The following is a 26,139-nucleotide window of genomic DNA, read 5'->3' as shown; positions in this document are numbered from 1 at the left end:
ATGTCACGCTCCCCCTGGCTTTACATCCCCACTTTATATTTCGCTTCCGGTGTACCCTACATCATCATCAACACCGTCTCCGTCATCTTTTACAAAAAACTCGGCGTAGACAACACCCAAATTGCCGTGTGGACAAGCCTCCTCTATCTCCCTTGGGTCATTAAAATGTTCTGGGGGCCAATTGTTGATACTTACTCCACCAAACGCACCTGGATACTCTACACCCAACTCGCAATGTTCTGTTGCTTGGGTTTCGTTGCCTTTTGCTTACAATTGCCAAATTTCTTTTTTATCTCCCTCACCGCCTTAACAGTGGGAGCATTTATTTCTGCAACTTATGATATTGCTACAGATGGCTTTTATCTATTAGCTTTAACTCCCGAACAACAAGCCTTTTTTGTGGGCATTCGCTCATTATTTTATCGAATGGCGGTGATTTTTGGTTCAGGACTATTAGTTGTTTTAGCTGGACAATTGGAAGGCTATCTCAAGAATATTCCCTTAAGTTGGACTTTAGCCATTGGTTTTTCGGCTGTAGTTTTAGCAATACTGTCTCTTTTTCACCGTTTCAGTTTACCCTTACCTGATTCCGATCAGCCACGGCAACTACAAGCCACAGATAAAATCCCATTCTGGACAATTATTAGTTCCTATTTTGCCCAAGAAAAAATTCTAGTGATTTTAGCATTTATCTTGCTTTACAGATTTGGCGAGGCAATGCTTGTTAAGTTTGCTTCTTTATTTTTGTTAGATAAACCAGAGGCGGGAGGATTAGGTTTATCGACCTCAGAGGTGGGTTTAGTATACGGCACATTCGGCGTAATTTCACTCATTGCTGGCGGTATTTTGGGAGGATTGGTAATTGCCAAATATGGCTTAAAAAAATGTTTATTCCCGATGGCTTTAGCCTTGAATTTGCCAGATGTATTTTATGTCTATATGGCTTATACTAAACCTTCTATCAGCCTAGTTTATCCATTGGTTTCATTAGAACAGTTTGGTTATGGTTTTGGGTTTACAGCTTTTAGTGTGTACTTAATGTATGTTTCCCAAGGGGAATATAAAACATCCCATTTTGCTATATCTACTGGGATTATGGCTTTAGGTATGATGTTACCAGGAATAGTTAGCGGTTATTTACAACCGTTATTAGGATATCCATTATTCTTTAGCTTGGTGTGTTTGCTGACGATTCCAGGAATGATTGTTTTATTTTTCATCCCTTTAAAAGCAGAAGCACAAAAAAGAGCGATCGCACATTAATACCATGAATTATGTCTTGGGAATAGATGGTGGTGGTAGCAAAACCTTATGTATTTTGATGGATGCTGAATGTCAAGTACTAGGTCGCGGTGCAGCAGGCGCATCTAATTATCAAAGCATAGGTGTTGCAGCAGCAATCCAATCAATTCATTCTGCTATTCAAACAGCAGCAAGTGAAGCCTTAAAGTTCACAAATACAATCCAAATCTCTGCTATCTGCTTAGGTTTAGCTGGTGTTGGACGTTCTGGAGATATTGAAATAGTTAAAAGTATGGTGCAGGAATTACAAAATAGTCAATTCCTACCTATTACTTGGGATGTACAGCCAGCTAATATTGTAGTTTGTCATGATGCTTTGATTGCTTTAGTTGGCGGAGTTGGTCATGATGTGGGAATTGTTGTAGCTGCGGGTACTGGTTCCATAGTTTTTGGTCGAAACCATCAAGGAGAAACTAAAAGAGTTGGTGGTTGGGGATATATTTTAGGTGATGAAGGTAGCGCCTATAAAATTGCTGTTGCTGGTATGCAAGCAGCATTAAAATCTTATGATGGGCGTGAAATATCCACGAGTTTAGTACCAAATTTTCAACAGCATCTTGGTTTGCAGAATATAGCAGAATTAATCGAAGTCATATATCGGCGTGGATGGGGAGTTAAAGAAATCGCATCTTTAGCACCAATTGTAGATTTAGCAGCAGCTTCGGGTGATGAATTAGCTAATAATATAATTAATAATGCTGTTAAAGAATTGGTAACATCTACGTCTACAGTTATTAATGCAATGTTTATTCCTAACTCAGTTGTTGAAATTGTAACTACAGGTAGTGTATGGCGGGGTAAATCTCAAATACATGAAAAATTTACCACAGCCATAGTTAATCACTTTCCCCAGGTAAAAGTAATGTTTCCAAGGTATGAACCTGCTTATGGTGCTGGGTTGTTAGCTTTACAGAGTTTATCTATATCCCATGAAAAATTTAATTCAGCTATATGAATAGCAAAAAACTAAGTAAAGCCCAATATTATACTTACGAAGCCAGAACTAAAAATCTTGGATGGTTGCATCGCACGATTGAGTTATTACATCAAAATCCAGAACGAGGAAGATATGAAGAATTTGGGGAATTATTTACCAATGAGACAATAGCAGCAGCTAGAAAATTACTTGAAATAATAGAAACAGCACAACCAGATTCAGAAGACATTAGCAATTTATATAATTTATTGAAATTTTATAAAGGTGTCCGTAATTCTGATTGGGATAACCTTTGCGTTTATATTGAAAATTGGCATTGGGTTGCTAATATTTGGGATAATTTTGATGGCAGACGGGAATTAAATTTATGGGATAAAGCAGAATATAAGCTTTATTCCATTGCTCAACCGTTAATAGCAGAAGGTAAATTTGTTCGACAGTCTTCTAGTATTGACAGCTATGGTCATGTATGGTTAACAATCGAGCCTATAATTGCGAACTCACACATTGAAATTGTATGGCGAATTGATGATGAAGAAATTATTCCTTCTGAGTGGATACCAGCAATTTTTGAGGGCATTATTGATGGCATATTTGATTATTTCCATCAAACTAATTTTGCTCTCACTGCTATGAAAGTTGTTATTAATAATGGTAGCTATCATCCAGTCGATTCTAAAGAGATGGATTACCGTATAGCTGCAAAAATAGCTTGTCGGAATGCTATAGCAAAAGCTGAATTTGTTAGTGATAGTTGAAAATTTATGACTCAAATGACATGGTACAATGAACCTTTTACCTGGAATCAACAAGTAGAATCTATTTCTGTAAATGCAGGAGCAAAAACAGATTTCTGGCAAAAGACTCACTATAATTTCATCCGTGATAACGGCAACTTTTACTATCAGGAAATCAAGGGGAATTTCACAGTTGAGGTCAAAATTATCGGAGATTATCAGGCTTTGTATGACCAAGCCGGATTGATGATTAGAGAAAACGAAAATACTTGGCTCAAATGCGGAATTGAGTATGTTGGAGGTGTACAGAATGTCAGTGCTGTAGTCACCAGAGATTATTCAGATTGGTCGGTAGTTCCTTTGTCAAAACAATTAGTTGCTTTATGGTTGCGGGTACAGCGTCGTTTAGAAACATTAGAAGTGCAATATTCTCTAGATGCTGAGAATTATCAAATGCTGCGACTAGCATATCTTACCCATGCTGAAACAGTACAAGTGGGAATAATGTGTGCTTCCCCACAGGGAGAAGGTTTTTCAGTTGTCTTTGAAAATTTCAAAATTACTCAACCATAGCACAATTACTAAGTAAATATAAATAAATGAATCTGACTCTGTTTAATGACATCTTACAAATTGAATGGGAATGCTATGAGCAATTATATCGTGTCCGGTAAAAGACTTATCATCAAGACCGCAGGGTGCAGAGGAAAGAAGAGTTTTGTCATTCAGCACAGATGCGCTGAATCATAACTGATTTGCCGGACATGATATTTATTACTGGCACTAAATCTCTGTAATACTTTTATAATTCCCCTCAACCATATCACAGCAGTTTTGACAGTCTAGGTAAAGGTGCAACTTTCTGGTTTACCTTACCTCTTGCTTGAATCACCAACACTTACTGCTTCGCCGTAAGTGTTGGCTTCCTGTATCATTGGCTGTTGCCACGTTAGAAACAATTACATTTTGCCGTGTTGCAATACCTGTTGAAGATGGCGGCGAACTTCTTGTGCTTGTTCTATATCAGACTGGCGCAGTCTTTGGAATAATTCTACACAAGGTTGAGAATTAGCTTGTTCTGCATCTTGGATGTATTGATCATAAGCTTTGACAGCTTCAGCCTTATTATGTAATACGGTAACAAAATCGTATTCGAGGTTGCTAATAGGTTGTTGAGATTGTCCGTTACCTGTAGTAGTCATATATTGACCTCATTTAAGTTTCTATTTTATTTCTACTCACCATAAAAGCGCGGTTCATCTCCCCAAAAGCGTAGAAAAAAGCACAAAGGCTGCTGACGCAGCCTTAAATAAAAGTTGGATTTTTATTACCACAGAGTTATCACCTATTGGGTAATTTATGTCAGTGGTTGATGTTCATTACACTTATGTGAATAGCGAAATTCTTGTTCTGGTTGTTTTTCTCTACCCCCTTGATAGACAATGGGACAGAATTTCGTGTTAGCACTTATGCAGTCCATGTGTGGTGTTTTGGCACAGACTAATAGTAAACTGCCTAAGATGAATAACAAACCACAAATGGCGGCTGTTTGAACCCAAGAAATTTCTAAAGCTCCGTGAACTACTACTTCTCGCAGAACTGAGACAATTGTAACTTCGACTGCTACGCCAACAGAAATACTATGCTCTTGCAAGTAAATCATTAATAGTCGAAATAACTCGACTAAGATTAAGACAAAGAGAATTTTGGCAGTTACTTGTTTATAGTCTAATGTGTAGGTTAGGGCAATAATTATGCTCCATATCTGCATAATCATGACTGCAAATAAGCTTAAGCACAAGACAATCACAAGTAAGTCTTGAAAAGCTTCCATATTCCGAGCAATTGAATGTCGATCCAGCCAGCGATCGCAAAATAAAAAGCGACTTTTGAAGCGTTTTTGCATTGGTATGTTCCTATGAGGTCAATTTCACACCACACCAGCTAGTCTACCCATTTCTTTTATTGTGACTTAATATTAAGATTCGCGCCTCAGCGTGGTTGGTAATTTAAATTTTGTACTTGTTGCAACAGTTTTTCCGAATTTTGTACCCACTGAACATTTCCTTGAGCTTTATATAAATCTCTGGCATATTGCAGTACTTGTGCAGCTTCGGCATATTTTTTTTTGCTGCATAAATACTAACCCTGCACCATAATAAGCGTTGGGATAATTAGAGTTAGATTCGGCAGATTTTCTAAAGGCGGCTAAGGCTTCGTTTAATTTCTTTTGATTAAACCAAATTGTTCCTAAATTATAGTGAGCTTCTGCATATTTAGGATTAAGTTTAATAGCTTGGCGAAAGGAGTTTTTGGCTTTATCGAGTTTACCTTGTTGCAAATAACATATACCCAGATGATAGTGAGGCTCTGGTGCATTCTTACTATATTCTGCGGCTTTTTTAAAGGATGCGATCGCTTGTTCCCAATTTTGTTGCTGTTGTTTCACCAAACCCAAGTTATAGTGTGCAAAACCCAGCTTGGGATTTAATTCTATCGCTCTTTGTAAATAATCATTTGCCTGTTGGACATTATTACCTTCTAACAAAGCACCGCCTAAATTGGCAAAGGCCAGAGCAAACTGAGGATCGGCTTGGGTGGCTTGATAAAATGCGTCGGCGGCTGGCTTTAATTGCCCGCTTTGCCTATATGCTAACCCCAGATTGTAATGGGCTGCGGCTAATCTTGGTTCTAGCTGAATGGCTTTTTGGAAGGATGCGATCGCTTCTTGCACTCTTCCTGCTTGAATTAACTGTAACCCTTGATTTAACCAATCTACAGCCGCTTGATTGAATGATTGTGCCAGCAATATATCAGGCTTTGCAGGTAAAGCTGTGGGCGTGAGCCAAAAAATACTACCACCCAATAATGTGAGATTTATTAACCCTATTATGGGATATTTATAGAATAATCGCGTCATTTTTCGCTAATTCTAATTTAGATTAAGCTAATAAAAAGTTTTGTCTCGCTGTTAGTTTTAACAAATATTTTAACTTTTCCATTAAAGTTTGATTTGCTTAATATTTCTTAAGCTAAATCTTACGACTGGCTACAATTTTTTTTATCATCTGATTAAAAGGAGGATAATTACAAATTAAAGACGGGATGATTCTCTGTTAAGAGGAAGCATATTTATCCCGAAAAAATACATACAGGTAGTGCAGGTAAGCATAACTTACCGCAAGGGAGGTTGTATGAGCGAAAAAAGTCAACACGGGTTCGCGGAACGTTGCAATTGTCGGCCCTTATTTAAGTGGAAAAACTACCTTACTTGAAAGTTTATTGTTTGTGACTGGTGCGATTTCTCGCAAAGGCAGCGTTAAGGATGGTAACACAGTTGGAGATAGTGCAGCAGAATCGCGCGATCGCCAAATGACTGTAGAAGTTAGCGCCGCCAGTACCGACTATAACGGAACTCGGTTTACCTTTATAGATTGTCCGGGAAGCGTAGAATTTACCCAAGAAACTTACAATGCTTTGATGGGAGTTGATGCAGCAATTGTAGTTTGCGAACCCATACGCGATCGCGTCCTCACCCTAGCTCCTCTATTTAAATTCTTAGACGATTGGGAAATTCCCCATATTGTCTTTGTCAACAAAATGGATCGAGCAAATATTCATGTTCTCGAAACATTACACGCCTTAAAAGCAGTTTCTAGCCGTCCGTTGGTAGCGCACCAATACCCCATCATGCAAGGGGAACAATTAACAGGCTTTATTGATATGGTGAGCGAACAAGCTTATCAATATCATGCTGGCGCACCAGCCGATCAAATTCCCTTCCCCGAACATCTCAAAGCCGAAGAACATACTGCACGAGCCGAAATGCTCGAAGCTTTAGCAAATTTTGATGACCACCTCCTGGAAGAATTATTAGAAGATATTGAACCACCCCAAGAAGAAATTCTCAACGATTTAAAAATGGAACTAGGAGCAGACTTAGTAGTTCCTGTCTTCTTTGGGGTTGCAGAACAAGATTATGGCGTAAGACCGTTATTAGAAGCATTGCTACGGGAAGCACCAGAACCAGAAACCACCGCCGAACGACGTTTAAAAGCAATCAACAGCAAAGCACCTTTAGCACAGGTATTAAAAACTTACTACACTCCCCAAGGCGGTAAACTTTCCCTAGTGCGAATTTGGCAAGGTAAATTAACCGATGGGATTGTCCTCAATGGTGTGCGTGCGGGTGGACTTTATCGCTTGATGGGACAACAACAGCAATCTGTGAATGAAGCTGTGGCTGGCGAAATCATTGCTTTAAGCCGGATGGAAGGCGTAAAAACAGGTGATACCCTCTGCACAGAACCGCTAAAAACCACGCTCTCGAAAGCCGAAGAGTTAGAACCTGTTTATGCGTTGGCTATCACACCCGAAAAACGCAACGATGAAGTTAAACTCAGCAGTGCGATCACTAAACTACTAGAAGAAGATCCTTCCCTGGCTTGGGAACAACATGGTGACACTCACGAAGTGATTCTCTGGGGACAAGGGGAAATTCATTTACAAGTCGCTTTAGACAGACTGCGCCGCAAATATAACTTGCCCATGTCTACCCATCTGCCACAAGTACCTTATAAAGAAACAATTCGCAAACCCGTTACCTCTGTACATGGACGCTATAAACATCAAAGCGGTGGACACGGGCAATTTGGCGATGTCTTCCTCGATATCAAACCCTTACCACGGGGTGAAGGCTTCAACTTTAAAGAAACCATCGTTGGTGGCGTAGTTCCCAGACAGTATATTCCGGGTGTAGAAGTCGGTGTGCGGGAATTTCTGGCGCATGGGCCTTTAGGCTTCCCCGTTGTGGATGTATCTGTAACCCTAACCAACGGTTCTTATCACACAGTTGATAGTTCCGAACAAGCCTTTAAACAAGCCGCGCGTTTAGCAATGCAAACGGGGATACCCCAAGCTCAACCCACCCTACTAGAACCAATTTTGCGTGTACGAGTAACCACACCAAGCGAATTTACAGCCAAAGTACTGCAACTGCTGAGTGGAAGACGGGGACAAATTCTCGGTTACGAAGGCAGACAAGATTGGCAAGGCTGGGATAATATTTCTGCATATTTGCCCCAAGCAGAAATGCAGAACTTTATTGTAGAGTTGCGATCGCTCACTTTAGGCGTTGGTTCCTTCCACTGGGAATATGACCACCTGCAAGAAGTACCAGAAAAACTTGCCGAACGTGTGCTTGCTGGTAACAGTAATGGTAATGGTAACGGCAAGTAATATTGAGTAAAAAATGTCTTCTCTATTCAGAATCTTGGAGTGGTAATATTTATCACTCCAATTTCTTGTTGCACAACAGTTAATTTTTTAATAGGCAGGATGTTTACACATTTTTATACTAATACTAAAGATTCATCTTCTTGCCAAGTAAATAAGGATTCAAGTTCACCTGATTCAGCAAATGTGATTGCAGCTATTAAGCATTGGGGTAAATTAACGCAAATTTTCTGAGAATAATTTCCTGCTTGTCCACCTACGACTAATTTTTGCTCATTAGCAGAATCAGCGTTCTTGTTTTTTGTATTTATTAATGCTTGATAAAAAATAGATAAATTATTTTCTTTAACAGAGTTATCTGAGTTGAATATTTCATAATCAACAGGATGTAAAAGAGAATAAAAAATATCGTTATCTAAAGTGGCAGTAACAATATATTGACCATGATTACCTCCACCAATCATCATATAACTTTGATCATCAGCCTCTAAACTAACTAAAGTTTTACTTTTACCATCTAACTCACAAATAGCTGTTTTAATTTGTTGCCAATTAGGGTTTTCAATAACAGTCTCTTCATTTTTATTTCCTGGCCATTTATCTGTATATAGTTTAGATACAAACATTATTTGCTCCTTGTTTTTGGAACAGTAACTTTTAATATTCAGTTTTCATCTATTAGGCAAATTATCTATATCTATATTGTAAAGAGACTTAGCTCTACTTTTATTTAATTTACTCTTTTTCGCTAATATGCGAATAGCTTGCTCTAATTTCTGGGATGCAGGTAAACCGAACTTAAAAAACTCTTTAACCATATCAGATAAACCAGCATCACCTTTTTCAAGCCATTGAGTATATTCCTCAACAGTACAGTTGTTGATAAAGTCAATATTTTCCTTCTCCCAAGGTGATATTGAAAGGGAATCATTACTGATTATATTTTTTTATTGCTGTGGTGATATCTAAAGTTTGCAGATATTGATGCTTTTGTTCTTCTAGATATGCCTCTAATTCAGGATATTTACACAATTTAGCTCTAAATATATTTAAATCATTAAAATAGTGCGGGTCATTATTTATCAGTTTATGTTCTAATAAAGCTCTTTCGTATTTGCTAATATCAAGTTCTATAATTGAAGCCAGAAGTGTTGAATGTTAAGAAAAACCCGATAGAAATCGCCCAAAGTTTGGTAAAATTTGGGCGATAAACATAAATATATCTGTTTGATAGTGATTATAAATAGATTTCCTAAAATTGTCAAAGATATCCTGAGCCAACTGCCAAAAAATGATTATCCAGTCTTGAACAGCCGTCTGTTTGTCGAGTGCTGGCTATCTTATGTATTGGACAACAGCTTAACAAGTATGCGAGATGTGTTTAAGCGGTTAAATAATACAGGATATCCCGTAGATATTTCGACTTTCTCAAAAGCTAATTTGCATCGAAGTCAACAACCATTTCAAGAAATTTATGAAAAATTAAATAAGTTAGTCCAACAGGTAAATAACAAAAAATTACACGATAAATATGCTATTTGTCCAATTGATTCTACAATTATTACTTTGACGAGTAAGTTGTTATGGATTTTAGGATTTCATCAGGTAAAACTGTTTAGTTCGCTGAATTTAGCTACAGGAACACCTGAAGATAATTTCATTAATTTTGGGCATAACCATGATTATAATTTTGGTTCAAAAATGCTCTCAAATTTGCCAACGGATGCTGTGGGGGTAATGGACAGGGGGTTTGCCGGATTTAAATTTATCCAAGAATTAGTCCAGGACAAAAAATACTTTGTTCTCCGGATTAAAAACAATTGGAAACTCGAATTTCAAGAGTCAACTGGCTTAATCAAAATTGGCGCATCTCATGATGCTAATGCCTATAGAGTGGTGAGTTTTTGCGATTTAGAAACTCAAACCGAATTTCGGTTAGTGACTAACTTACCTGCTACGGGAGAAACGGCTGTTAGTGATGATGAAATTCGAGATATTTATCGATTACGCTGGAGCGTTGAATTGTTATGGAAGTTTTTGAAGATGCACTTAAAGTTGGATAAATTAATTACCAAAAACCTCAATGGCATCACTATCCAAATTTATACTAGCCTGATTGCTTATCTGATTTTACAGCTTGTCTCTATTCCTGAACAATGGGGTAATACATTATTAGATAAATTTCGCTATCTTCAGTCTTGTATGTGTCAGAAAATCAGTTATGTTCATTGGTTTGAAGAGATGATGTTATGTTGACATTTTTTGGCTTCTTAGAATCCGTGTAATTATTTATGTAAAGTTTTATATCATCATTCAACATTTCTGATTCTAAAGATAGAGGAAAAGTTGGCAGAGTAAAGATGTTATCAGTAATATGCTTATTTAATTTCCCCAATTTCCAATTTATAGCAAACACAAACCTCCACACCCTGTCAATTTTAATTGATGGGGTTTTTCTTTTGTAAATTAATTTAATTTATCTAGTTTTATTCATTTGATAGAAGTCCAATTGCTTAAAACAGGTTTATTTTAAAAACTAAGCGCATTTTTTTGAAAACGTAAAAGCAAAAAATTTTTAGGATAAAAAATTATGCAATTTCAAATTGAATGCAACAGTTTAAAAACTAAGCAAATATGCTTAATATGTCATCAACAGTTCCAGATGGGGGAAGCGAGATTAATTGTGTGTAGCAATCAGGGTGATAGTTACGGTGATGTTTGCCCTGAGTGCATGGTTAGAGGTGCTAATTGGCTCAGTAACCAACTCCGACAGATACCATTTTGCTGTTATTCTGAACAACGTGCTTCCTTGTAGAGTTGCTCAAACCCCGACCCCATAAGGAAGTTAGGCAGCACTGGCTCTCAAAAGCCTTAGTCTATCTAGCTTTTATCATCAAATTAAGAAATAACATTATTTTGGTTGCTTAAGAAGCCCTGCTTGTTCACCAATCACTAAACTTCCGAGTCGCTGAAAAATAGCTGATTCATACGCTCATAATGCTGGCAGAGATTTTCTAATTGCAGTACATAATCCACAATTGAATGTTTCAAAGAGGGCTTAATTAAATTACCGACGTAAGCATAAGCAGTTGCATCTAAAGTTGTGGGTTGTTCACCCATAAAAAATAATTTATCTGCTAAAAAATCGGAAAGGGCTTGGAAATCAGCAGTAATAATTTGATAAATTTCTTGATCGCTATGACGACCCATACCTTGATTGTAGAGTTGGGTGCAAATAGTTTCACAAGCATCTGCAACAATCAATTCACATTCTGCGGCTAGCACAACAGGACTCAATATATTAATTAAAGCTTCCCGGTAAACTTGCCAATTTTCTGGAACTTGGTAACGGATGTAAGCTTCTCCCCAGTAGATGTTTTCTTTAATCATCCGGCGAAAAGCTAAGGAAATGGCTCGCTCAGTAGGTGTTAAGTTTGCATCCAAGTCTATACCCGCTTCCAACTTAAACATTTCAATGATTAAAGTAGAATCACCTATGAGCTTTCCTTGGTACTCAATAAAGGGAATTTTGCCTTTGGGGGCGATGGCAAAGTTGAGTGATGTATCACTTTGATAATTTAACTTGGCCATACGCAACCAAGTTTCGAGCTTCATACAAGCTGGACTAAAGCTGGGTAGCCCCCAAAGCGGCGGTGTCTTGTATAAAGTAATCATTTCTTGGTGGTCAAGATAGTTGAGAACATCATCAACATCCCACCAAGCAAAATAGCGATCGCTAATCCGCCAGTTGCTAAATCCAGCACATTAGTATTATCCATTTAAAAATCAACTCCCCGTTTGAGTTCTACGCCGTGATTAGCATAGTGTTTGTGGCAGTATACCTCAGAGTGGATACTGGCTAAATCAAAATAAGCAGGTTGTTGTTGGCAACGTCCAGTGATAATCACTTCTGTGTCGCGGGGTTTGCGGAGTAAGGCTTGGACAATGGGTTCGACGGGGAGGAGTTCTAAATCGACGGTGGGGTTGAGTTCATCTAAGATTATCGTTTTATACAACCCAGAAGCGATCGCAGTTTTAGCAATTTCCCAACCGCGTTCGGCTTCGACATAATCTAATTCTTGCCGGGAATTCCGCCACACGATTGCATCTCTGCCACAACGTTGATGATCTACCACTTCTGGGTATGATTGTTGCAAGGCGGCGATCGCAGCATCTTCTGTATAACCACTCCCACCTTTGAGCCATTGCATAATTAACACACGGGTAGAACCGGGATGGTTAATCCCCCTACCAATGGCTTGTAAAGCTTTCCCCAAGGCGCTGGTTGATTTACCTTTACCTGCACCGGTATAAATTTCAATCCCCTCAATTAATAGCTGTTGGGCGATGGGGTGGTGTTGCGGTTTCATTTCCGAGTGTAAATCAGCAATTTCTAGCAATTTTTCTGGTGCGCCGCGTCCGGTGGCGATAATTTCTAATTCTTGGGGTTTAGCTTTTAATGTCCTTACCACTTCATCCACTGGTAGCAAACCCAAATCGAGGACGGGGTTAAGTTCATCTAATACTACTACCGAATATAAACCAGAAGCGATCGCACCTTTGGCAACATCCCAACCCCGCGCTGCTTCTTGGCGGTCGTAAGGGATAATTTCTTCAGCACTAAAAAATTCGGCTCTTCCCGTCCGTACCTGATCAATTAAATGAGGAAATCCACGCTGTAGGGCTGCGATCGCACCATCTTCATCATAATCACGTTCTGGCCCTTTTAAAAAGCGCAGCAGTAAAACGCGATTGTAATTATTTTGAGTATTTATTCCTAAACCAATTGAGCGCAGTACGACCCCTAAAGCCGCTTGGGATTTGCCTTTACCCAAACCATCATAAACGTGAATTTGACCTGTGAGTCGCTCAGAACGTGCTTGTGCTGTGCGAATTCCAATGCCGTTCCTTGTCATCTCTCAAAAACCTGTAACGTGGCAGTCTCTAATCTTACCTAACCTCTTACACTTCCAGATATAAAAAATCTCGGTTGGGTACTTCCATACAAGAGTTAGCAGGATATATTAACAGGGTAAATAGGGGTATACTGGCACACCAAGATGGTAAACAGCGATCGCCATCCCATACAGCACAATTCAGAATCAGCTCTCAGTTTAGCTTTGATACCTGAATGTGTGATTGCCTACATCAGCCTGATTATCCCCATTTTGTCCTTACCCTTTCACTGCAAACCTACCTGACTATGCTAAACGACATTTTTACTCTACCTACCCCACCGCGACTTTTGCCGATTGGCGTGATGTTGTTTAATTTGCTCTTTTTCCTGGTTGCAATCCCGATTGAAGCTTATGTTTTCAATTTTCGGTTAAAGTTTGACAAAAAAACCAGTATTTTTTATGCGATCGCCACTAATCTCTTTTCGGGAACTATTGGTTGGGTAATATTTTTTATCTTAGAACCGACGCTACCTCCAGAATTTAAATCGGAATTAATTAACTATGTATTTTTTAATAATTTTCGTTCTCCCACTACCCAAGCCACGTTAATTTTTACGACTTCGATTATTTTCTTTGCTACTTTTTTAATGAAATTTTTGTTGTTACAGCTTTTGGTATTTACCTTAAGAGAAGATGGTTGGAAAAAACCAGAAATTGTTGAAACATCTCAGCGCCGACAGCTACGGCGCAGCATCCCAGGAATCAAATTGCAAACTACTAACTTAGTTACTACAACATTAATCGCAAATTCTTTTAGTTATACCGTAATTACGATTATTTTGCTGATTCGCAATCGCTAATTTCTATTAATTATTTTGCCACATCCATAAATTAGGGGTAAAAAAATGAATGTCTTGTTTAAAGATTTTTTTGGCATAGTTAAAATTGTTGAAGATGTCTATGCCAGAGTCAGAAAAATTTTAGTTCCCTCTCAAGCCTATGCTTGGCAGACATTGATTTATTTGAGTGTGTTTTCGGGATTTTTATCTTATTTTGCTAATGGTTATATCAGAGATATCATTGCATTTTGTGGCTGGTTATTTTTAATTGCTGGTACAGCTTGGTATACCACCGATGATCCCATCAGAGTTCCTGGTACGTTTATGCCTGTGGGTGCATTAATTACAGGATTTTTAGTCAGTGTGTTTGCTTTTGGTAATCAGCAGGATGTAATTACACCCAGAACCATTGTGCTTTGGCCAACGATATCGGCTTTAATTACAGCAATTCCCGAATTTGTTGAAGGCACAGATACAGATTCTAAAGCGCAAATTCCTAAGCCAGAAGTGAGGCAAAAAATTCTGATTTTAGTTGCCAGTTGCATGATTTTAAGTTGCTGGCTGCAATTTTATTTTGTAATGGATAAATGGTTAAAAGAATATCCTAGTTTACTAGCCGATAATTTTCAACGTAGTACCTTTGTCAGAAGAACAGATATTAGCGAAAAAGTGCCAAAAAATGGCGTGATTATTTTGGATAAACTGCAACCGCTAGTAGAACAACAAATTGATGGCAGACCTTGGTCACAGGTAGAAAAATGGCTACTTGATGCCAAATTACAAGTAGGAAATTTAGGCAATCGAGTTATCGAAAAACACCTAGGACAATATGAAGAAAAAGCTTTGTGGCAAGTTGAACCGCGAGTGACGAATACAAAATCAGGCGGATATGTTTTAGACTTGCTGAGTATTTGGCGTGGCCCTAGTTCTAGTCAAAAAGGATATTATCTGAAAAAATCTTGTCGGATTGATCCAGTCGCAACGTCAACCAAAAAAGCCATTACAAGCACAAACCCAGAGGACAAAATTGCTGTCGGGGAAATAGAATGCGATCGCGTTAGTAAGTTTATTGCTGGTTCCCCGCCACCACAACAGTAATTTTGTGGGAGGGGGGACAAGGGAGACAAGGGAGAGTATATCCATGACAACTCAGCACTCAGCACTTTTAACAACCAATGAGAACTTTTGTAATTGCGAAAAATGTATTTCAGGAAGTAGTACGCGATCGCATTTTATATTGTGATTGGATTTTTATACTTTAGTGCTGGCGATCGCTGGCGAGTACTACCGGAATTTGCGGCGACTACTGAAAACAAGATGTTATTAGACTTTGGGATAGTGGCTATTAATGTCATTAGCTTAATTGTCGCCGTATTTATTGGTACAGGACTGGTGAAAAAAGAAATTGATAAACGCACTATTTTAGTGCTAATTGCCAAACCAGTCAGCCGCAGTGAAATTATTGCTGGCAAATTTCTGGGTTTGTCAGCAGTGTTGGCTGTGTTAATTACCACTATGACGGCTATTTATCTAGTATTTCTGCAAATAGAGAATATCCCTCATCCCACACTCAGTATTGTGATTGCTGGAGTTTTTCTGTTTTTACAGATATCTTTAATCAACGCTGTGGCGATTACATTGGGTGTTTTCACTAATGCTTTACTGGCGGTAACTTTAACCTTTGCTGTGTATTTATTGGGGAATATTAGCCAAGATGTGGTGAAATTTGGACGTTTGAGTCAAAACCCCACAATGGAACGTATCACCCAAGGGTTGTATCTCATTTTGCCAGATTTATCGCGCTTAGATTTAAAAAATGATGCGGTGTATGGAATGCAAGCCTTACCGAATGCAACTATATTAATCACAAATGCCGGCTATGGCGTACTTTATTGCATTATGCTGCTGGCGATCGCTAGTTTTGTCTTCTCCAAGCGGGAGTTTTAAATAGTAGTGAAATCAGAACTTGTTTGTAATTCTTAATTAATTCATGAGGAATTTCTAAAGTAAATCTAAAGAGAACTAAAGGGAATAAAAACGAACGGTAGGATGCTGATAATCTTTCGGTAAAACGACTGAAACCAGAATCTTCGCAGGTATATACCAACATAACTAAAAGTCTGAGGTAGAAAAGAACAATGCTGGAAAGTCTGGGAAGAATTAACCATCCATTCATCAGAAGCGTTGCCGCAGCAGCTACCGTTGGTTCAGTGGTTACTTTGTCTACTGCTATTATTATTGGGTTTGCCAATCCTAAAGATAAATCTGCCCATCAATTTGGTGTTTATTCCTCACTATTTGGCGCGGCGGCTGGTGCTATCTTCGGCTTGGTTTATACAGGTAAAGATAGTGAAGATAAATCCACTCCCGACATTTCCACAGCCGACAGCAATGTTTGGCAAGACTGGCGAAATTTTGTCGTGGTTCGCAAGGTAAAAGAAAGCGAAGAAATTACATCTTTTTATTTACAACCAGAGGATAAAGGTGAAATTCCCAACTTTCAACCAGGGCAATTTCTGACGATTAAACTTGATATTCCCGGACATAATAAGCCTGTAATTCGGACTTACTCACTTTCTGATTATTCTGAAAAGAGTGAATATTATCGTCTTTCTATTAAACGCGAACCTGCACCTAATGGATTAGATGTGATGCCTGGTATAGCATCTAATTTTATGCACGATCGCATTCACGAAGGAGCAGTTATTCCCGCCAAACCACCAAATGGTAAATTTGCGCTGGATGTGCATAAATCTACCCCCGCAGTCTTGATTAGTAATGGTGTCGGAATTACACCGATGATCAGTATGGCGAAAGCTTGTACTTGGCTAAATCCTCAGCGTCCGGTGTGGTTTATACATGGTGCTAGAGATGGTCAATTCCATGCTTTTCATGATGAAATTATGGCAATTGCCCAACAAAATCCTAACTTAAATGTACATATTCGCTACAGTCGTCCTAGGACGGAAGATGCAGGTAAATATCAAAGTGTGGGGTATGTTGATGCAGCGTTAGTACAGGAATTATGTCAACAAGAAGCGGAATATTTCTTATGTGGTTCAACTCCATTTATTCAGTCTGTTACTGAAGGACTTAAAGCGGCTGGAGTACCTAATAATAAAGTTTTCTTTGAATCTTTTGGGAACCCGATAAAAACTGAGTCACCAAAATCAACTCAAACTGCAACTCAAGGCGAAGAATTTGCAGAAATTGTCTTTGCTAAATCTGGTAAGACTTTAACATGGCAACCAAGCGATGGCACTATTTTAGAATTTGCCGAAGCTAATGATATTGATGCGCCTTTTAGTTGTCGGATAGGAGTTTGTGGTACTTGTATGTGTAAACTCCGTGAAGGAGAAGTGGCTTATCAAGAAGAACCAGGCGCAACAATTGATGAAGGTTCAGTGTTGATTTGTATTTCTCAACCCAGTAGCTCTAAATTAGTGTTGGATATTTAAAAAATTCCTGCGCTTGTAAATAAGCCTTAGCGACTGAAGTCGCAGGCTACAAAAACAAAACCCGCATAGACGGGTTTAAAAGTTTTAGCAAATCAATTAATGAATAATCATAATTTCGGGTTTATAAATTGTGCCTTCAGGCATAATTGTATGCCGGAGTTTGCTATAGATTATTTTTGTTTCCCAAAGATTGGCGTTTAATAAGTTGGCTTTAGTTAAATTAGTCCATGTCAAGTCAGCACTATGTAAATTTGCTTCGGTTAAATTAGCCTCTAATAATATGGCACCAGATAAACTAGCTGCTTGCAAATTTGCTCTGATTAATTTAGCTTCTATTAATGAGGCTTCAATTAATTGGGCATAGCTCAAGTCTGCTTCGGTGAAATCTACACCACACAAAGAAGCACCCCAAAAGTTACTGTTAGTACATTGCGATCGCCACAAGCAAGACTCACACAAATTAGCATAACTTAAATCAGCATTACTCAAATTTACTTCGGTTAAATCTGCTTCACTTAAGTCTGCACCAGTTAATTTTGCACCAGCTAAATTAGCACTGCTTAAATTTACTCTCCGCAAGTTAGCACCACTTAAATCAATTCCTCGCAAATCACGCCCACTGAAATCCTGCTGTTGACTAGATTTTTCGGGAATTTGGCTAGAGATTAATTCCTGTACACCAGCAAAATTTCTCATGTGACTCACCTCAGAGTGTCAATAATTGCAAAGCTCAATTGTGAGAGATACTGTATATCGAGATTACACCAATCAAGATAATTAGCTGAATGAGAAATCAAAAAATATTTGAATAATTCACGTAAAATAAGCTAAAAAATGTGTTTTTCACAACAAAAAATGCTGACATAAGTCAGGAAATAATCATAAAATATCCCCGACTTCTTGAAGAAGTCAGGGATCTTGTTACTCACTAATCAAAATAATTATTCTTCGCCCCAAGTTTGTAATTGGAAATACACTAAAACTAAAGTTACAGCTAACAAAACTGTCGCCGCCGCCGCCGCATAACCAAAATCAAATTGACCAAAGGCTTCTTGATAAATATAGTAAACTAATAAATTAGTTGAATTTAAAGGGCCGCCTCCAGTAATTACGTAAACTTGTTCAAAACTGCGTAATGTGAAAATTGCTGTGGTGATGGTGGCGAAAATTAAAGTAGGGCGTAATCCTGGTAAAGTTACATACCAAAATTGTTGCCAAGCATTTGCACCATCTAATTCGGCTGCTTCATAGCGACTGGGAGGAATTGCTTGCAACCCAGCTAAAAAAACAACCATATTAAAACCTAATTGTTTCCAAATACTTAAAATAATTAACACAGGCATTGCCCAAAAAATATCTCCTAGCCAGGGAATTGGTGCAATACCAAATGAATTTAAAAATCCGTTGATAGGGCCAGTGGTTTGAAACAGCCAGCGAAATCCTAAACCAGCAGCGACGAGAGAAATGATGGAAGGTAAAAAGTAGGCACTTCTTAACATTCCCCGCAAAGCTAGAGAACGATTTAATAACACTGCCAACCCCAAAGGAATAATTAAGCTGGGAATGACAGTCGCCAGGGTAAAATAAATTGTGTTGCCTAAAACTTGCAAAAAATCAGGGTTAAGTAGCAAGCGCCAGTAGTTTTTTAAACCTACCCAATAAGTTCCTGTAGATGTAAAACTACCAGCCGTGAAACTCAGGTAAAACAAATAGGCGATCGGCCAAATTACAAAAATTCCTAATAAAATTAATGCGGGTGCAAGAAAAGTCCAGGCGGCGAATGTATCATTATCTAACCATGATTTATTAGTATATATCTTTGGCATCTATTAATTTTCCTTGTTGCTGTTATGACCTTTCGCCCCGATTCTAGTTTTAGCTTGGTTTCTCCCCATATTAGCGATCGCCTACCACCTAGTGATACTCCGATTAAGCTAGGCATTCTGGCTTCTGGGAATGGTAGCAATTTTGAAGCAATTGCCCAAGCTATGGAAAATGGTCAACTTAATGCCCAAATTCCAGTTCTAATTTACAATAATCCAGGTGCGAAAGCAGCAGCACGCGCCGCTAACCGTGGTGTAGAAACTGTTTTATTAAACCACCGCGAATACAAAAATCGAGAAACTTTAGATCAACAAATTGTCCAGACTTTGCGCCAGCATGATGTTGATTTGGTAATTTTAGCTGGCTGGATGCGGCTGGTAACATCTGTGTTAATTGATGCTTTTCCTAACAGAATTATTAATATTCATCCGAGTTTGTTACCCAGTTTTAAGGGACTTCATGCGGTGGAACAAGCTTTGCAAGCAAAGGTAACAATTACTGGCTGTACAGTGCATTTGGTTTGTTTAGAAGTTGACAGCGGCCCGATATTAATTCAAGCGGCTGTGCCGGTGTTACCAGATGATACACCAGAAACACTCCATGCCCGGATTCAAATTCAAGAACATCGAATTTTACCACAGGCAATTGCGATCGCGGCAAGTCAAATCTCACACCAAACCGCAAGGCGGGAAATCGCAGCTAAATGATTGATCAACCACAAACAGCAACAGCTTGGCAGGGAAAACTGAACTTAGTATATGAGAATTGCCAAAATTCGACCCAGTTAATTTATAACCATCATCAAGCACCGCTCAAAGTGCAACGTCCGTTTTACCCAGAAGGTGAACAAGTCTGTCATAGTGTTATTTTACATACAGCCGGGGGTGTAGTGGGAGGCGATCATTTATCATCTCATTTTCACCTCAAACCCAACACCCAAGCTTTAATTACTACCGCCGCAGCCAGTAAAATCTACCGCAGTAATGGCTTGCAAGCTAGACAAACTATCGATATTCAAATTGATGCAGGTGCTTGTTTAGAATTGTTACCCCAAGAAACAATTTTGTTTAACGGCGCAGATTACCGCCAAGATTTACGGGTAGAATTAGCACCCGGAGCTTGTTTTTTAGCCTGGGAAATTACGCGCTTTGGTCGCAGTGCGAGAGGAGAGAAATTTTTACAAGGAAAATGGCGATCGCATACTGAAATTTGGCAGCAAGGTGTTCCATTATGGATAGACCGTCAATTTTTACCAGGGAACCCCGAAATTTTTCACAGTCCACATGGTTTATTTGGACAACCCATCGTCGGTAGCTTGATTTGGCTTGGCCATCCAGTCTCCTCAGAAATCATCGAAAAAGCACGTTCTCTCTTTACCCCTTACTTAGCACTCAGCGAAAAGTTGCGTGCGGGGGTTCCCCCCGTTGAGCAAACTTCGGTGACTCAGCACTCAGCACTCAGCACTCAGCACTTAGTAGGCGTGACACAACTAGAACATGGACTTTTGTGTAGATATCGCGGCGCTTCCACATCTGAGGTGCGAAACTGGTTTACAGCTGTTTGGCAGATACTACGAACATCATTTTTGAGTCGTAGTATATGTATACCCAGAGTTTGGCAGATTTAAACGAACGATAAAGGATGCAAAGATGCAACTTACGCCGCAGGAAAAAGATAAATTATTAATTTTTACTGCTGCTTTATTAGCGGAAAGACGCAAAGAAAGAGGCTTGAAATTAAATTATCCCGAAGCAGTGGCTTATATATCTGCTGCAATTTTAGAAGGCGCAAGAGATGGACGTACCGTTGCGGAATTGATGAGTTACGGCACAACTTTATTAACAAGAGATGAGGTGATGGAAGGTGTCGCAGAAATGGTACATGAAGTCCAGGTAGAAGCCACTTTTCCAGATGGCACAAAGTTAGTAACAGTACACAATCCGATTCGCTAGTCAAAAGGAATTATCATTTCATCTAAATATTATGCAATTAGGGCTATTGATATGACTGATAATTTTGAGAAAAGTCGCGATGAGAAAATCGATAAAATTATTGCTCATCTTAATCACCTTGAATCTCAAATTAAGCCTAAAGAATCAAAGTTTTCAAAAGTTGTTGAAACAGTTGAGAAACTGATGATTCCAATTGCACTAGGTGTTTTAGCATTCATAACTAGTCAAGCAGCTAATCAAATATCACAAGCACAACTCGAACTCGCTCAAAGCCAAAGTGCCAGCCAAGACGCAGAATTTAAGGATAATCTCCAGGTAAAATATATTGAGATATTTTATCGGGATATGAGTAGTACAGATAAAACAAAGAAAAAATCTGCTCTCTCTTTGCTGACATTAATGAAACCAGAAATAGCAAAACCTTTGTTAGACTGGGCTAAATTAAATATACCTGAAGAACTTCAAGGTGATGCTAAATCTGTTGCCAAGAATATTAATAATGAGATAGTTAATATTCTTGGTAAATATATGATTAATATTTATTATATTAATAACGATTCTAGTTTATCTAATGTAGCTCAAAATATTAAAGATGCTTTAACAAAATATGGATTAAAAGCAGACAGAATTGTTCTTAATAATAAAGGTGAAGACTTTTTTAGGGCTTTGGGCTATCCTACAGCTTATGAAATTCGTTATGATCCAGGCTCAGAAGATAATGCTGCTGAACTCTTAACAAAAGTACTACAAGAGAATTATTCAGCCTCTAAGCCATTTATCAAAAGGCCAATTGGCAGTGGAACTAAAAATTCTATTTCTATATTTTTAAGTAAATAATGTAAACTCTAATTCATAATCTAATAGGCATTTATTAATGATACCTGGAGAAATTATCACAGCAGTAGGTGAAATAGAACTAAATGCAGGTCGTCCGACTATAAAATTGCCAGTGGCAAATACAGGCGATCGCCCTATTCAAGTAGGTTCTCATTTTCACTTTTATGAAGTTAATTCTGCATTAATTTTTGATAGAGAACAAGCCAAAGGAATGCGTCTGGATATTCCGGCTGGTACAGCAGTGCGCTTTGAACCGGGGGATGAAAAAGAAGTCACTTTAATACCCTTTACTGGTAGTCGGCAAGTTTACGGATTTAATGCTAAGGTAAATGGCCAATTATAGTTAAGGCTTTCATGCCTTAATACCAAATATATCAAGGCAGGGTCAGATGTTTTTGAAAGATTTACGCGGTTTAAATCTAGAATTTTTAAATACATTAAAAGGTGCAATTACTTTATTTGTAGATCCTGGTCGTGCTGATGCAACTCCTGATATTGAAGATGGGGTGATTAACATCAAAGCAACCAAATTAGCAATTGAATATATCAAATCAAAACCAGAAGTAGCACAAATTATTCAAGAGCGTTATGTTGCACCACCTCCAGATATGGAAGCAATCAGCAAATGTCCTGAAGGTTCACTAGGATATGCTTTTGCTAAATATATAAAAGACACAGGTTTTGACCCCAACTACTACCGGGGTTTAAAAATCACAGATGACACCAGCTATATCCTGCACCGCCTCCGACAAACTCATGATATTTGGCATGTAGTTACAGGATTAGGCTTTGATGTCAATGGTGAATTAGGATTACAAGCATTTTGTTTAGCTCAAATTCGTATCCCCTTACCCATCATTCTCTTAGCAGGGGGATTAATGAGAACATTAATTAATGCACCAGAACAAATGGATAATTTATTAACACAAATTGCCATAGGCTATCGAATGGGCGCAAAAGCTAAACCCCTGATAGCCCAAAAATGGGAAGAAAACTGGGATAAACCCTTATCCCAATGGCGCAGTGAACTAGGAATTGAACCCACCTCAGTCTATATACCCTAAAACTCAAATCTGCTCTCAGTAGCTGGAGTGTTTCAGATGGGATTGAAGAAGAATTCAGAAGTCAGAATTCAGGAGTCAGAATCAATTAGTGGGGATTTTAAACCCATTGATTCATCCACCAGCGATGCAGTGATACCGAAGTGTCGCACAGAATTCAATTCTGAATTCTGGCTCCTGACTACTGAATTCCGTTTTGATAACAAATAATTATCAGGATTAGTTATGAGTTATAGAATGTCTCGCCGCGCCTACGCAGAAACTTATGGCCCCACAGTAGGCGATCGCATCCGTCTTGCAGATACAGAATTATTTATTGAAGTTGAACAAGACTTTACTACCTACGGCGATGAAGTGAAGTTTGGCGGTGGTAAAGTGATTCGTGATGGGATGGGACAATCGCCCATCTCTAACGCTGATGGTGCTGTCGATTTAGTCATTACCAATGCTTTGATTCTCGATTGGTGGGGAATCGTTAAAGCAGACATCGGTATTAAAGATGGCAAGATATTCAAAATTGGGAAAGCTGGTAATCCCTATATTCAAGACAACGTAGATATTATTATTGGCCCTGGAACCGAAGCTTTAGCTGGGGAGGGAATGATTCTCACGGCTGGCGGGATTGATAGCCATATACATTTTATTTGTCCCCAACAAATTGAAGTAGCGATCGCCTCTGGAATTACAACCATGATTGGCGGCGGAACTGGCCCCGCTACCGGAACCAACGCCACTACCTGTACCCCCGGCCCTTGGAACATTTACCGCATGTTACAAGCTGCTGATGCTTTTCCGATGAACTTGGGATTTTTGGGTAAAGGTAACGCCAGTCAACCCCAAGCATTAGCAGAACAAGTGCAAGCCGGTGCAATGGGTTTAAAATTGCATGAAGACTGGGGGACGACTCCCGCCACCATTGATACTTGTCTGAGTGTGGCTGATGAATACGATGTGCAGGTAGCCATCCACACCGACACCCTCAACGAAGCCGGATTTGTGGAAGATACCATCGCCGCCTTTAAAAACCGTGCCATTCATACCTACCACACCGAAGGCGCAGGTGGCGGACATGCACCTGATATTATCAAAGTCTGCGGTCAAGCTAATGTTCTCCCCTCTTCGACAAATCCCACCCGTCCCTATACCCTCAACACTTTAGATGAACACCTAGATATGTTGATGGTATGTCATCACCTCGACCCCAGTATTGCCGAAGATGTGGCTTTTGCGGAGTCGCGGATTCGCCGAGAAACCATCGCCGCCGAAGATATTTTGCATGACTTAGGCGCGTTTAGTATGATTGCGTCTGACTCTCAAGCAATGGGGAGAGTGGGGGAGGTAATAATTCGGACTTGGCAAACTGCCCACAAAATGAAAGTACAACGGGGAAGTCTAGAGGGAGATAACCAAGCGGATAATTTACGCGCCAAAAGATACGTAGCAAAATACACTATTAATCCTGCCATTACACATGGAATTGCTGATTATGTCGGTTCTGTAGAAGCCGGAAAAATTGCAGACTTATGTTTGTGGCGACCTGCGTTTTTTGGTGTCAAGCCAGAGATAGTTATTAAAGGTGGAATGATAGCTTGGGCGCAAATGGGTGATGCTAACGCCAGTATTCCCACACCCCAACCCGTTCACATGCAACCGATGTTTGGCAGTTTTGCTGGTGCGAGGAATGCCACATCTTTCACGTTTGTATCCCAAGCCGCTTTAGAAAGAGAAATTCCCCAGCAGTTGGGATTACAAAAATCAACTGTGGCGGTGACGGGAACCCGTCAATTAAGCAAAGGTGACTTAAAGCTAAATGACGCATTACCACACATCGAAGTAGACTCAGAAACTTACGAAGTTAGGGCTGATGGTGAATTACTGACTTGTGAACCTGCAACAGTTTTACCAATGGCGCAGCGTTACTTTTTATTTTGAGTTGCCAAAATGATAAGAGAGAATGCGATCGCATTCTCTCTTATCAAGAATCGTCTAATTATTAATTGCTGGACTAGACGCTAGACACAGATGATCTAAGGAGATGTCGAACCTGGTTGAACACCACCGTTAGGAGTTGTGGAATCTGGGGCTGGAGTTACACTACCAGGAGTTGTGGAATCTGGGGCTGGAGTTACACTACCAGGAGTGCTGGAATCTGGGGCTGGTGTAATTTGATTAGGTGTTGAGGAATCTGGTGCTGGAGTTACACTACCAGGGGTTGTGGAATCTGGTGCAGGAGTTGTAGATCCTGGTGTGGTAGTGCTATCAGGGGTTGTGGAATCTGGGGCTGGTGTAATTTGATTAGGGGTTGTGGAATCTGGTGCTGGAGTTACACTACCAGGAGTTGTGGAATCTGGTGTGGTGCTACCAGGGGCGGGAATTGTATTGGTAGGATTAGTTGTGTCTGGTGCGGTTGTACTGCCAGGAGTTGTAGGTTCAGCAGGTACTGTTGTGCTGTTAGGTGTTGATCCAGGTGTGGTAGTTGTGCTGTCTGGGCTGGTTGTGCTTCCAGAAGGCTGTGTTTCAGGTACGGTGGTAGTACCAGAAGAACTTGGGGTAAGTGGTTGACCGTTAGGACAACGGGAATTTAAGGGGAAACGTTCACACAGAATTTTTAAACCTTCTGGTGACAGCTGAATTTCCGTTGGTGAACTAGTGGATGGGCTACTGGACTGAGCAATTGGGGATTTACTGGATTGAGCAACTGCAACATTAGCACTCAAAGCCAAAGTCAAAGCTGTACCAATCAACGACAGAGATTTTCCCTTCATTATGAACTTAACCTCAACGGAAACAGAACACTCGCCCCATTAAACCAAACAATTAAATTTAAAAAATCATCCTAAAAGCTGATGTTTATTTATGCTAAAAAAATTAGTTATCTCTCATAAAAAATATTAATTTCAATAATTTTACTGAAGCAAATTCGTTGTTTAAAATACAAAAAATCATCAAAAAAATGTAGCCATCTGACAACTAATTCCAGATAGAGTCAGAGATACATAGATAAAAATCAGAAATTTATCAATGTAAATCAAATAACTTATTTCAGACAAAATCTAGAT

Annotated in this window: 24 protein-coding genes and 2 pseudogenes; 17 read left to right on the top strand and 9 right to left on the bottom strand. The window is 39.2% G+C overall.

Going from position 1 to position 26,139, the window contains the following annotated elements; genetic code table 11:
* Genes ACX27_RS02940 through ACX27_RS02925 form a run of 4 tightly spaced genes read left to right on the top strand, consistent with a single transcriptional unit; the run spans position 1 to position 3,549 of the window.
* The gene (locus ACX27_RS02940; protein WP_083468654.1) at positions 1-1,263 is read left to right on the top strand and encodes an MFS transporter; all 1,263 of its coding nucleotides are present in this window, start codon (positions 1-3) and stop codon (positions 1,261-1,263) included.
* Between the two features lie 4 nt (positions 1,264-1,267).
* The gene (locus ACX27_RS02935; RefSeq protein ID WP_062288197.1) at positions 1,268-2,257 is read left to right on the top strand and encodes an N-acetylglucosamine kinase; all 990 of its coding nucleotides are present in this window, start codon (positions 1,268-1,270) and stop codon (positions 2,255-2,257) included.
* Positions 2,254-2,997, top strand: coding sequence for a hypothetical protein (locus tag ACX27_RS02930; RefSeq protein WP_062288194.1), 744 nt, complete (start codon positions 2,254-2,256; stop codon positions 2,995-2,997). The genes ACX27_RS02935 and ACX27_RS02930 overlap by 4 nt, the downstream gene beginning before the upstream one ends.
* A gap of 6 nt (positions 2,998-3,003) precedes the next feature.
* On the top strand, positions 3,004-3,549 hold the full coding sequence (locus ACX27_RS02925; RefSeq protein ID WP_062288189.1) for a DUF1349 domain-containing protein: 546 nt from the start codon (positions 3,004-3,006) through the stop codon (positions 3,547-3,549).
* A 386-nt stretch (positions 3,550-3,935) separates the two neighbouring features.
* On the opposite strand, the gene ACX27_RS02920 is transcribed toward ACX27_RS02925, so the two are convergent.
* The 3 genes and pseudogenes from ACX27_RS02920 to ACX27_RS02910 form a co-directional block, all read right to left on the bottom strand.
* A complete protein-coding gene (locus tag ACX27_RS02920) occupies positions 3,936-4,178 on the bottom strand; it encodes a hypothetical protein (protein ID WP_062288186.1) in 243 nt (80 codons plus the stop codon).
* A gap of 155 nt (positions 4,179-4,333) precedes the next feature.
* Positions 4,334-4,882, bottom strand: a complete 549-nt coding sequence (locus ACX27_RS02915) for a phosphate-starvation-inducible PsiE family protein (protein WP_062288183.1) — start codon at positions 4,880-4,882, stop codon at positions 4,334-4,336.
* Positions 4,883-4,968: 86 nt separating this feature from the next.
* Positions 4,969-5,896, bottom strand: a pseudogene (locus ACX27_RS02910) (tetratricopeptide repeat protein).
* Positions 5,897-6,177: 281 nt separating this feature from the next.
* On the opposite strand from ACX27_RS02910, the pseudogene ACX27_RS02905 reads away from it, so the two are divergent.
* Positions 6,178-8,214, top strand: a pseudogene (locus ACX27_RS02905) (elongation factor G); the annotation flags it as partial.
* Between the two features lie 113 nt (positions 8,215-8,327).
* Here ACX27_RS02905 and ACX27_RS02900 read toward each other — a convergent pair.
* The gene (locus ACX27_RS02900) at positions 8,328-8,837 is read right to left on the bottom strand and encodes an Imm1 family immunity protein (RefSeq protein ID WP_062288178.1); all 510 of its coding nucleotides are present in this window, start codon (positions 8,835-8,837) and stop codon (positions 8,328-8,330) included.
* A 607-nt stretch (positions 8,838-9,444) separates the two neighbouring features.
* Here ACX27_RS02900 and ACX27_RS02895 point away from each other — a divergent pair.
* A complete protein-coding gene (locus tag ACX27_RS02895) occupies positions 9,445-10,467 on the top strand; it encodes an IS4 family transposase (RefSeq protein ID WP_083468653.1) in 1,023 nt (340 codons plus the stop codon).
* Between the two features lie 696 nt (positions 10,468-11,163).
* Here ACX27_RS02895 and ACX27_RS32210 read toward each other — a convergent pair.
* Positions 11,164-11,886, bottom strand: a complete 723-nt coding sequence (locus tag ACX27_RS32210; protein ID WP_158507335.1) for a glutathione S-transferase family protein — start codon at positions 11,884-11,886, stop codon at positions 11,164-11,166.
* A gap of 104 nt (positions 11,887-11,990) precedes the next feature.
* On the bottom strand, positions 11,991-13,127 hold the full coding sequence (locus ACX27_RS02885) for a cob(I)yrinic acid a,c-diamide adenosyltransferase (protein ID WP_062288172.1): 1,137 nt from the start codon (positions 13,125-13,127) through the stop codon (positions 11,991-11,993).
* A gap of 287 nt (positions 13,128-13,414) precedes the next feature.
* Between ACX27_RS02885 and fraC the strand changes: the two genes are divergently transcribed.
* From fraC to ACX27_RS02865, 4 genes are all read left to right on the top strand, one after another.
* A complete protein-coding gene (gene fraC / locus ACX27_RS02880) occupies positions 13,415-13,969 on the top strand; it encodes a filament integrity protein FraC (RefSeq protein ID WP_269465095.1) in 555 nt (184 codons plus the stop codon).
* Between the two features lie 45 nt (positions 13,970-14,014).
* On the top strand, positions 14,015-15,046 hold the full coding sequence (gene fraD, locus ACX27_RS02875) for a septal junction protein FraD (protein WP_062288169.1): 1,032 nt from the start codon (positions 14,015-14,017) through the stop codon (positions 15,044-15,046).
* A 141-nt stretch (positions 15,047-15,187) separates the two neighbouring features.
* Complete coding sequence (locus ACX27_RS02870; protein WP_418006676.1) at positions 15,188-15,895, top strand: ABC transporter permease; 708 nt, start codon at positions 15,188-15,190, stop codon at positions 15,893-15,895.
* A 191-nt stretch (positions 15,896-16,086) separates the two neighbouring features.
* Complete coding sequence (locus tag ACX27_RS02865) at positions 16,087-17,406, top strand: 2Fe-2S iron-sulfur cluster-binding protein (RefSeq protein WP_062288165.1); 1,320 nt, start codon at positions 16,087-16,089, stop codon at positions 17,404-17,406.
* 96 nt (positions 17,407-17,502) lie between these two features.
* On the opposite strand, the gene ACX27_RS02860 is transcribed toward ACX27_RS02865, so the two are convergent.
* Positions 17,503-18,102, bottom strand: a complete 600-nt coding sequence (locus ACX27_RS02860) for a pentapeptide repeat-containing protein (protein WP_062288162.1) — start codon at positions 18,100-18,102, stop codon at positions 17,503-17,505.
* A 245-nt stretch (positions 18,103-18,347) separates the two neighbouring features.
* Complete coding sequence (locus ACX27_RS02855; protein ID WP_062288145.1) at positions 18,348-19,232, bottom strand: carbohydrate ABC transporter permease; 885 nt, start codon at positions 19,230-19,232, stop codon at positions 18,348-18,350.
* A 24-nt stretch (positions 19,233-19,256) separates the two neighbouring features.
* Here ACX27_RS02855 and purN point away from each other — a divergent pair, with 24 nt between their 5' ends.
* The 7 genes from purN (at position 19,257) to ureC (ending at position 25,012) form a co-directional block, all read left to right on the top strand.
* Complete coding sequence (gene purN / locus ACX27_RS02850; RefSeq protein ID WP_062288140.1) at positions 19,257-19,937, top strand: phosphoribosylglycinamide formyltransferase; 681 nt, start codon at positions 19,257-19,259, stop codon at positions 19,935-19,937.
* Positions 19,934-20,857, top strand: a complete 924-nt coding sequence (locus ACX27_RS02845) for an urease accessory protein UreD (RefSeq protein WP_062288137.1) — start codon at positions 19,934-19,936, stop codon at positions 20,855-20,857. Before purN ends, ACX27_RS02845 begins: the two co-directional genes overlap by 4 nt.
* Positions 20,858-20,879: 22 nt before the next feature.
* Positions 20,880-21,182 carry an urease subunit gamma gene (gene ureA / locus ACX27_RS02840; RefSeq protein WP_062288134.1) on the top strand — a complete coding sequence of 101 codons (303 nt, stop codon included), beginning with the start codon at positions 20,880-20,882 and terminating at the stop codon, positions 21,180-21,182.
* 51 nt (positions 21,183-21,233) lie between these two features.
* The gene (locus ACX27_RS02835) at positions 21,234-22,019 is read left to right on the top strand and encodes a hypothetical protein (RefSeq protein ID WP_062288131.1); all 786 of its coding nucleotides are present in this window, start codon (positions 21,234-21,236) and stop codon (positions 22,017-22,019) included.
* A 37-nt stretch (positions 22,020-22,056) separates the two neighbouring features.
* Positions 22,057-22,362, top strand: coding sequence for an urease subunit beta (locus ACX27_RS02830; protein ID WP_062288128.1), 306 nt, complete (start codon positions 22,057-22,059; stop codon positions 22,360-22,362).
* Between the two features lie 46 nt (positions 22,363-22,408).
* Positions 22,409-23,083, top strand: coding sequence for a Coq4 family protein (locus tag ACX27_RS02825; protein WP_062288125.1), 675 nt, complete (start codon positions 22,409-22,411; stop codon positions 23,081-23,083).
* A gap of 222 nt (positions 23,084-23,305) precedes the next feature.
* Positions 23,306-25,012 carry an urease subunit alpha gene (ureC, locus tag ACX27_RS02820; protein ID WP_062288122.1) on the top strand — a complete coding sequence of 569 codons (1,707 nt, stop codon included), beginning with the start codon at positions 23,306-23,308 and terminating at the stop codon, positions 25,010-25,012.
* A 95-nt stretch (positions 25,013-25,107) separates the two neighbouring features.
* On the opposite strand, the gene ACX27_RS02815 is transcribed toward ureC, so the two are convergent.
* Positions 25,108-25,845, bottom strand: a complete 738-nt coding sequence (locus ACX27_RS02815) for a hypothetical protein (protein WP_062288119.1) — start codon at positions 25,843-25,845, stop codon at positions 25,108-25,110.
* Between the last annotated feature and the right edge of the window lie 294 nt (positions 25,846-26,139).

The organism is Nostoc piscinale CENA21 (genome assembly GCF_001298445.1).
Classification (GTDB): domain Bacteria; phylum Cyanobacteriota; class Cyanobacteriia; order Cyanobacteriales; family Nostocaceae; genus Nostoc_B; species Nostoc_B piscinale_A.
This window is presented reverse-complemented; position numbering and strand designations above follow the sequence as displayed.

What these genes read in the sequence shown, in the direction of transcription:
- ACX27_RS02900 (WP_062288178.1), bottom strand. Translation starts at nt 8,837, where the DNA reads ATGTTTGTATCTAAACTATATACAGATAAATGGCCAGGAAATAAAAAT.
- ureA (WP_062288134.1), top strand. Translation starts at nt 20,880, where the DNA reads ATGCAACTTACGCCGCAGGAAAAAGATAAATTATTAATTTTTACTGCT.
- ACX27_RS02885 (WP_062288172.1), bottom strand. Translation starts at nt 13,127, where the DNA reads ATGACAAGGAACGGCATTGGAATTCGCACAGCACAAGCACGTTCTGAG.
- ureC (WP_062288122.1), top strand. Translation starts at nt 23,306, where the DNA reads ATGAGTTATAGAATGTCTCGCCGCGCCTACGCAGAAACTTATGGCCCC.
- ACX27_RS32210 (WP_158507335.1), bottom strand. Translation starts at nt 11,886, where the DNA reads ATGATTACTTTATACAAGACACCGCCGCTTTGGGGGCTACCCAGCTTT.
- ACX27_RS02855 (WP_062288145.1), bottom strand. Translation starts at nt 19,232, where the DNA reads ATGCCAAAGATATATACTAATAAATCATGGTTAGATAATGATACATTC.
- ACX27_RS02920 (WP_062288186.1), bottom strand. Translation starts at nt 4,178, where the DNA reads ATGACTACTACAGGTAACGGACAATCTCAACAACCTATTAGCAACCTC.
- ACX27_RS02825 (WP_062288125.1), top strand. Translation starts at nt 22,409, where the DNA reads ATGTTTTTGAAAGATTTACGCGGTTTAAATCTAGAATTTTTAAATACA.
- ACX27_RS02915 (WP_062288183.1), bottom strand. Translation starts at nt 4,882, where the DNA reads ATGCAAAAACGCTTCAAAAGTCGCTTTTTATTTTGCGATCGCTGGCTG.
- ACX27_RS02815 (WP_062288119.1), bottom strand. Translation starts at nt 25,845, where the DNA reads ATGAAGGGAAAATCTCTGTCGTTGATTGGTACAGCTTTGACTTTGGCT.
- ACX27_RS02865 (WP_062288165.1), top strand. Translation starts at nt 16,087, where the DNA reads ATGCTGGAAAGTCTGGGAAGAATTAACCATCCATTCATCAGAAGCGTT.
- ACX27_RS02860 (WP_062288162.1), bottom strand. Translation starts at nt 18,102, where the DNA reads ATGAGAAATTTTGCTGGTGTACAGGAATTAATCTCTAGCCAAATTCCC.
- ACX27_RS02845 (WP_062288137.1), top strand. Translation starts at nt 19,934, where the DNA reads ATGATTGATCAACCACAAACAGCAACAGCTTGGCAGGGAAAACTGAAC.
- fraD (WP_062288169.1), top strand. Translation starts at nt 14,015, where the DNA reads ATGAATGTCTTGTTTAAAGATTTTTTTGGCATAGTTAAAATTGTTGAA.
- ACX27_RS02925 (WP_062288189.1), top strand. Translation starts at nt 3,004, where the DNA reads ATGACTCAAATGACATGGTACAATGAACCTTTTACCTGGAATCAACAA.
- ACX27_RS02935 (WP_062288197.1), top strand. Translation starts at nt 1,268, where the DNA reads ATGAATTATGTCTTGGGAATAGATGGTGGTGGTAGCAAAACCTTATGT.
- ACX27_RS02930 (WP_062288194.1), top strand. Translation starts at nt 2,254, where the DNA reads ATGAATAGCAAAAAACTAAGTAAAGCCCAATATTATACTTACGAAGCC.
- fraC (WP_269465095.1), top strand. Translation starts at nt 13,415, where the DNA reads ATGCTAAACGACATTTTTACTCTACCTACCCCACCGCGACTTTTGCCG.
- purN (WP_062288140.1), top strand. Translation starts at nt 19,257, where the DNA reads ATGACCTTTCGCCCCGATTCTAGTTTTAGCTTGGTTTCTCCCCATATT.
- ACX27_RS02940 (WP_083468654.1), top strand. Translation starts at nt 1, where the DNA reads ATGTCACGCTCCCCCTGGCTTTACATCCCCACTTTATATTTCGCTTCC.
- ACX27_RS02830 (WP_062288128.1), top strand. Translation starts at nt 22,057, where the DNA reads ATGATACCTGGAGAAATTATCACAGCAGTAGGTGAAATAGAACTAAAT.
- ACX27_RS02835 (WP_062288131.1), top strand. Translation starts at nt 21,234, where the DNA reads ATGACTGATAATTTTGAGAAAAGTCGCGATGAGAAAATCGATAAAATT.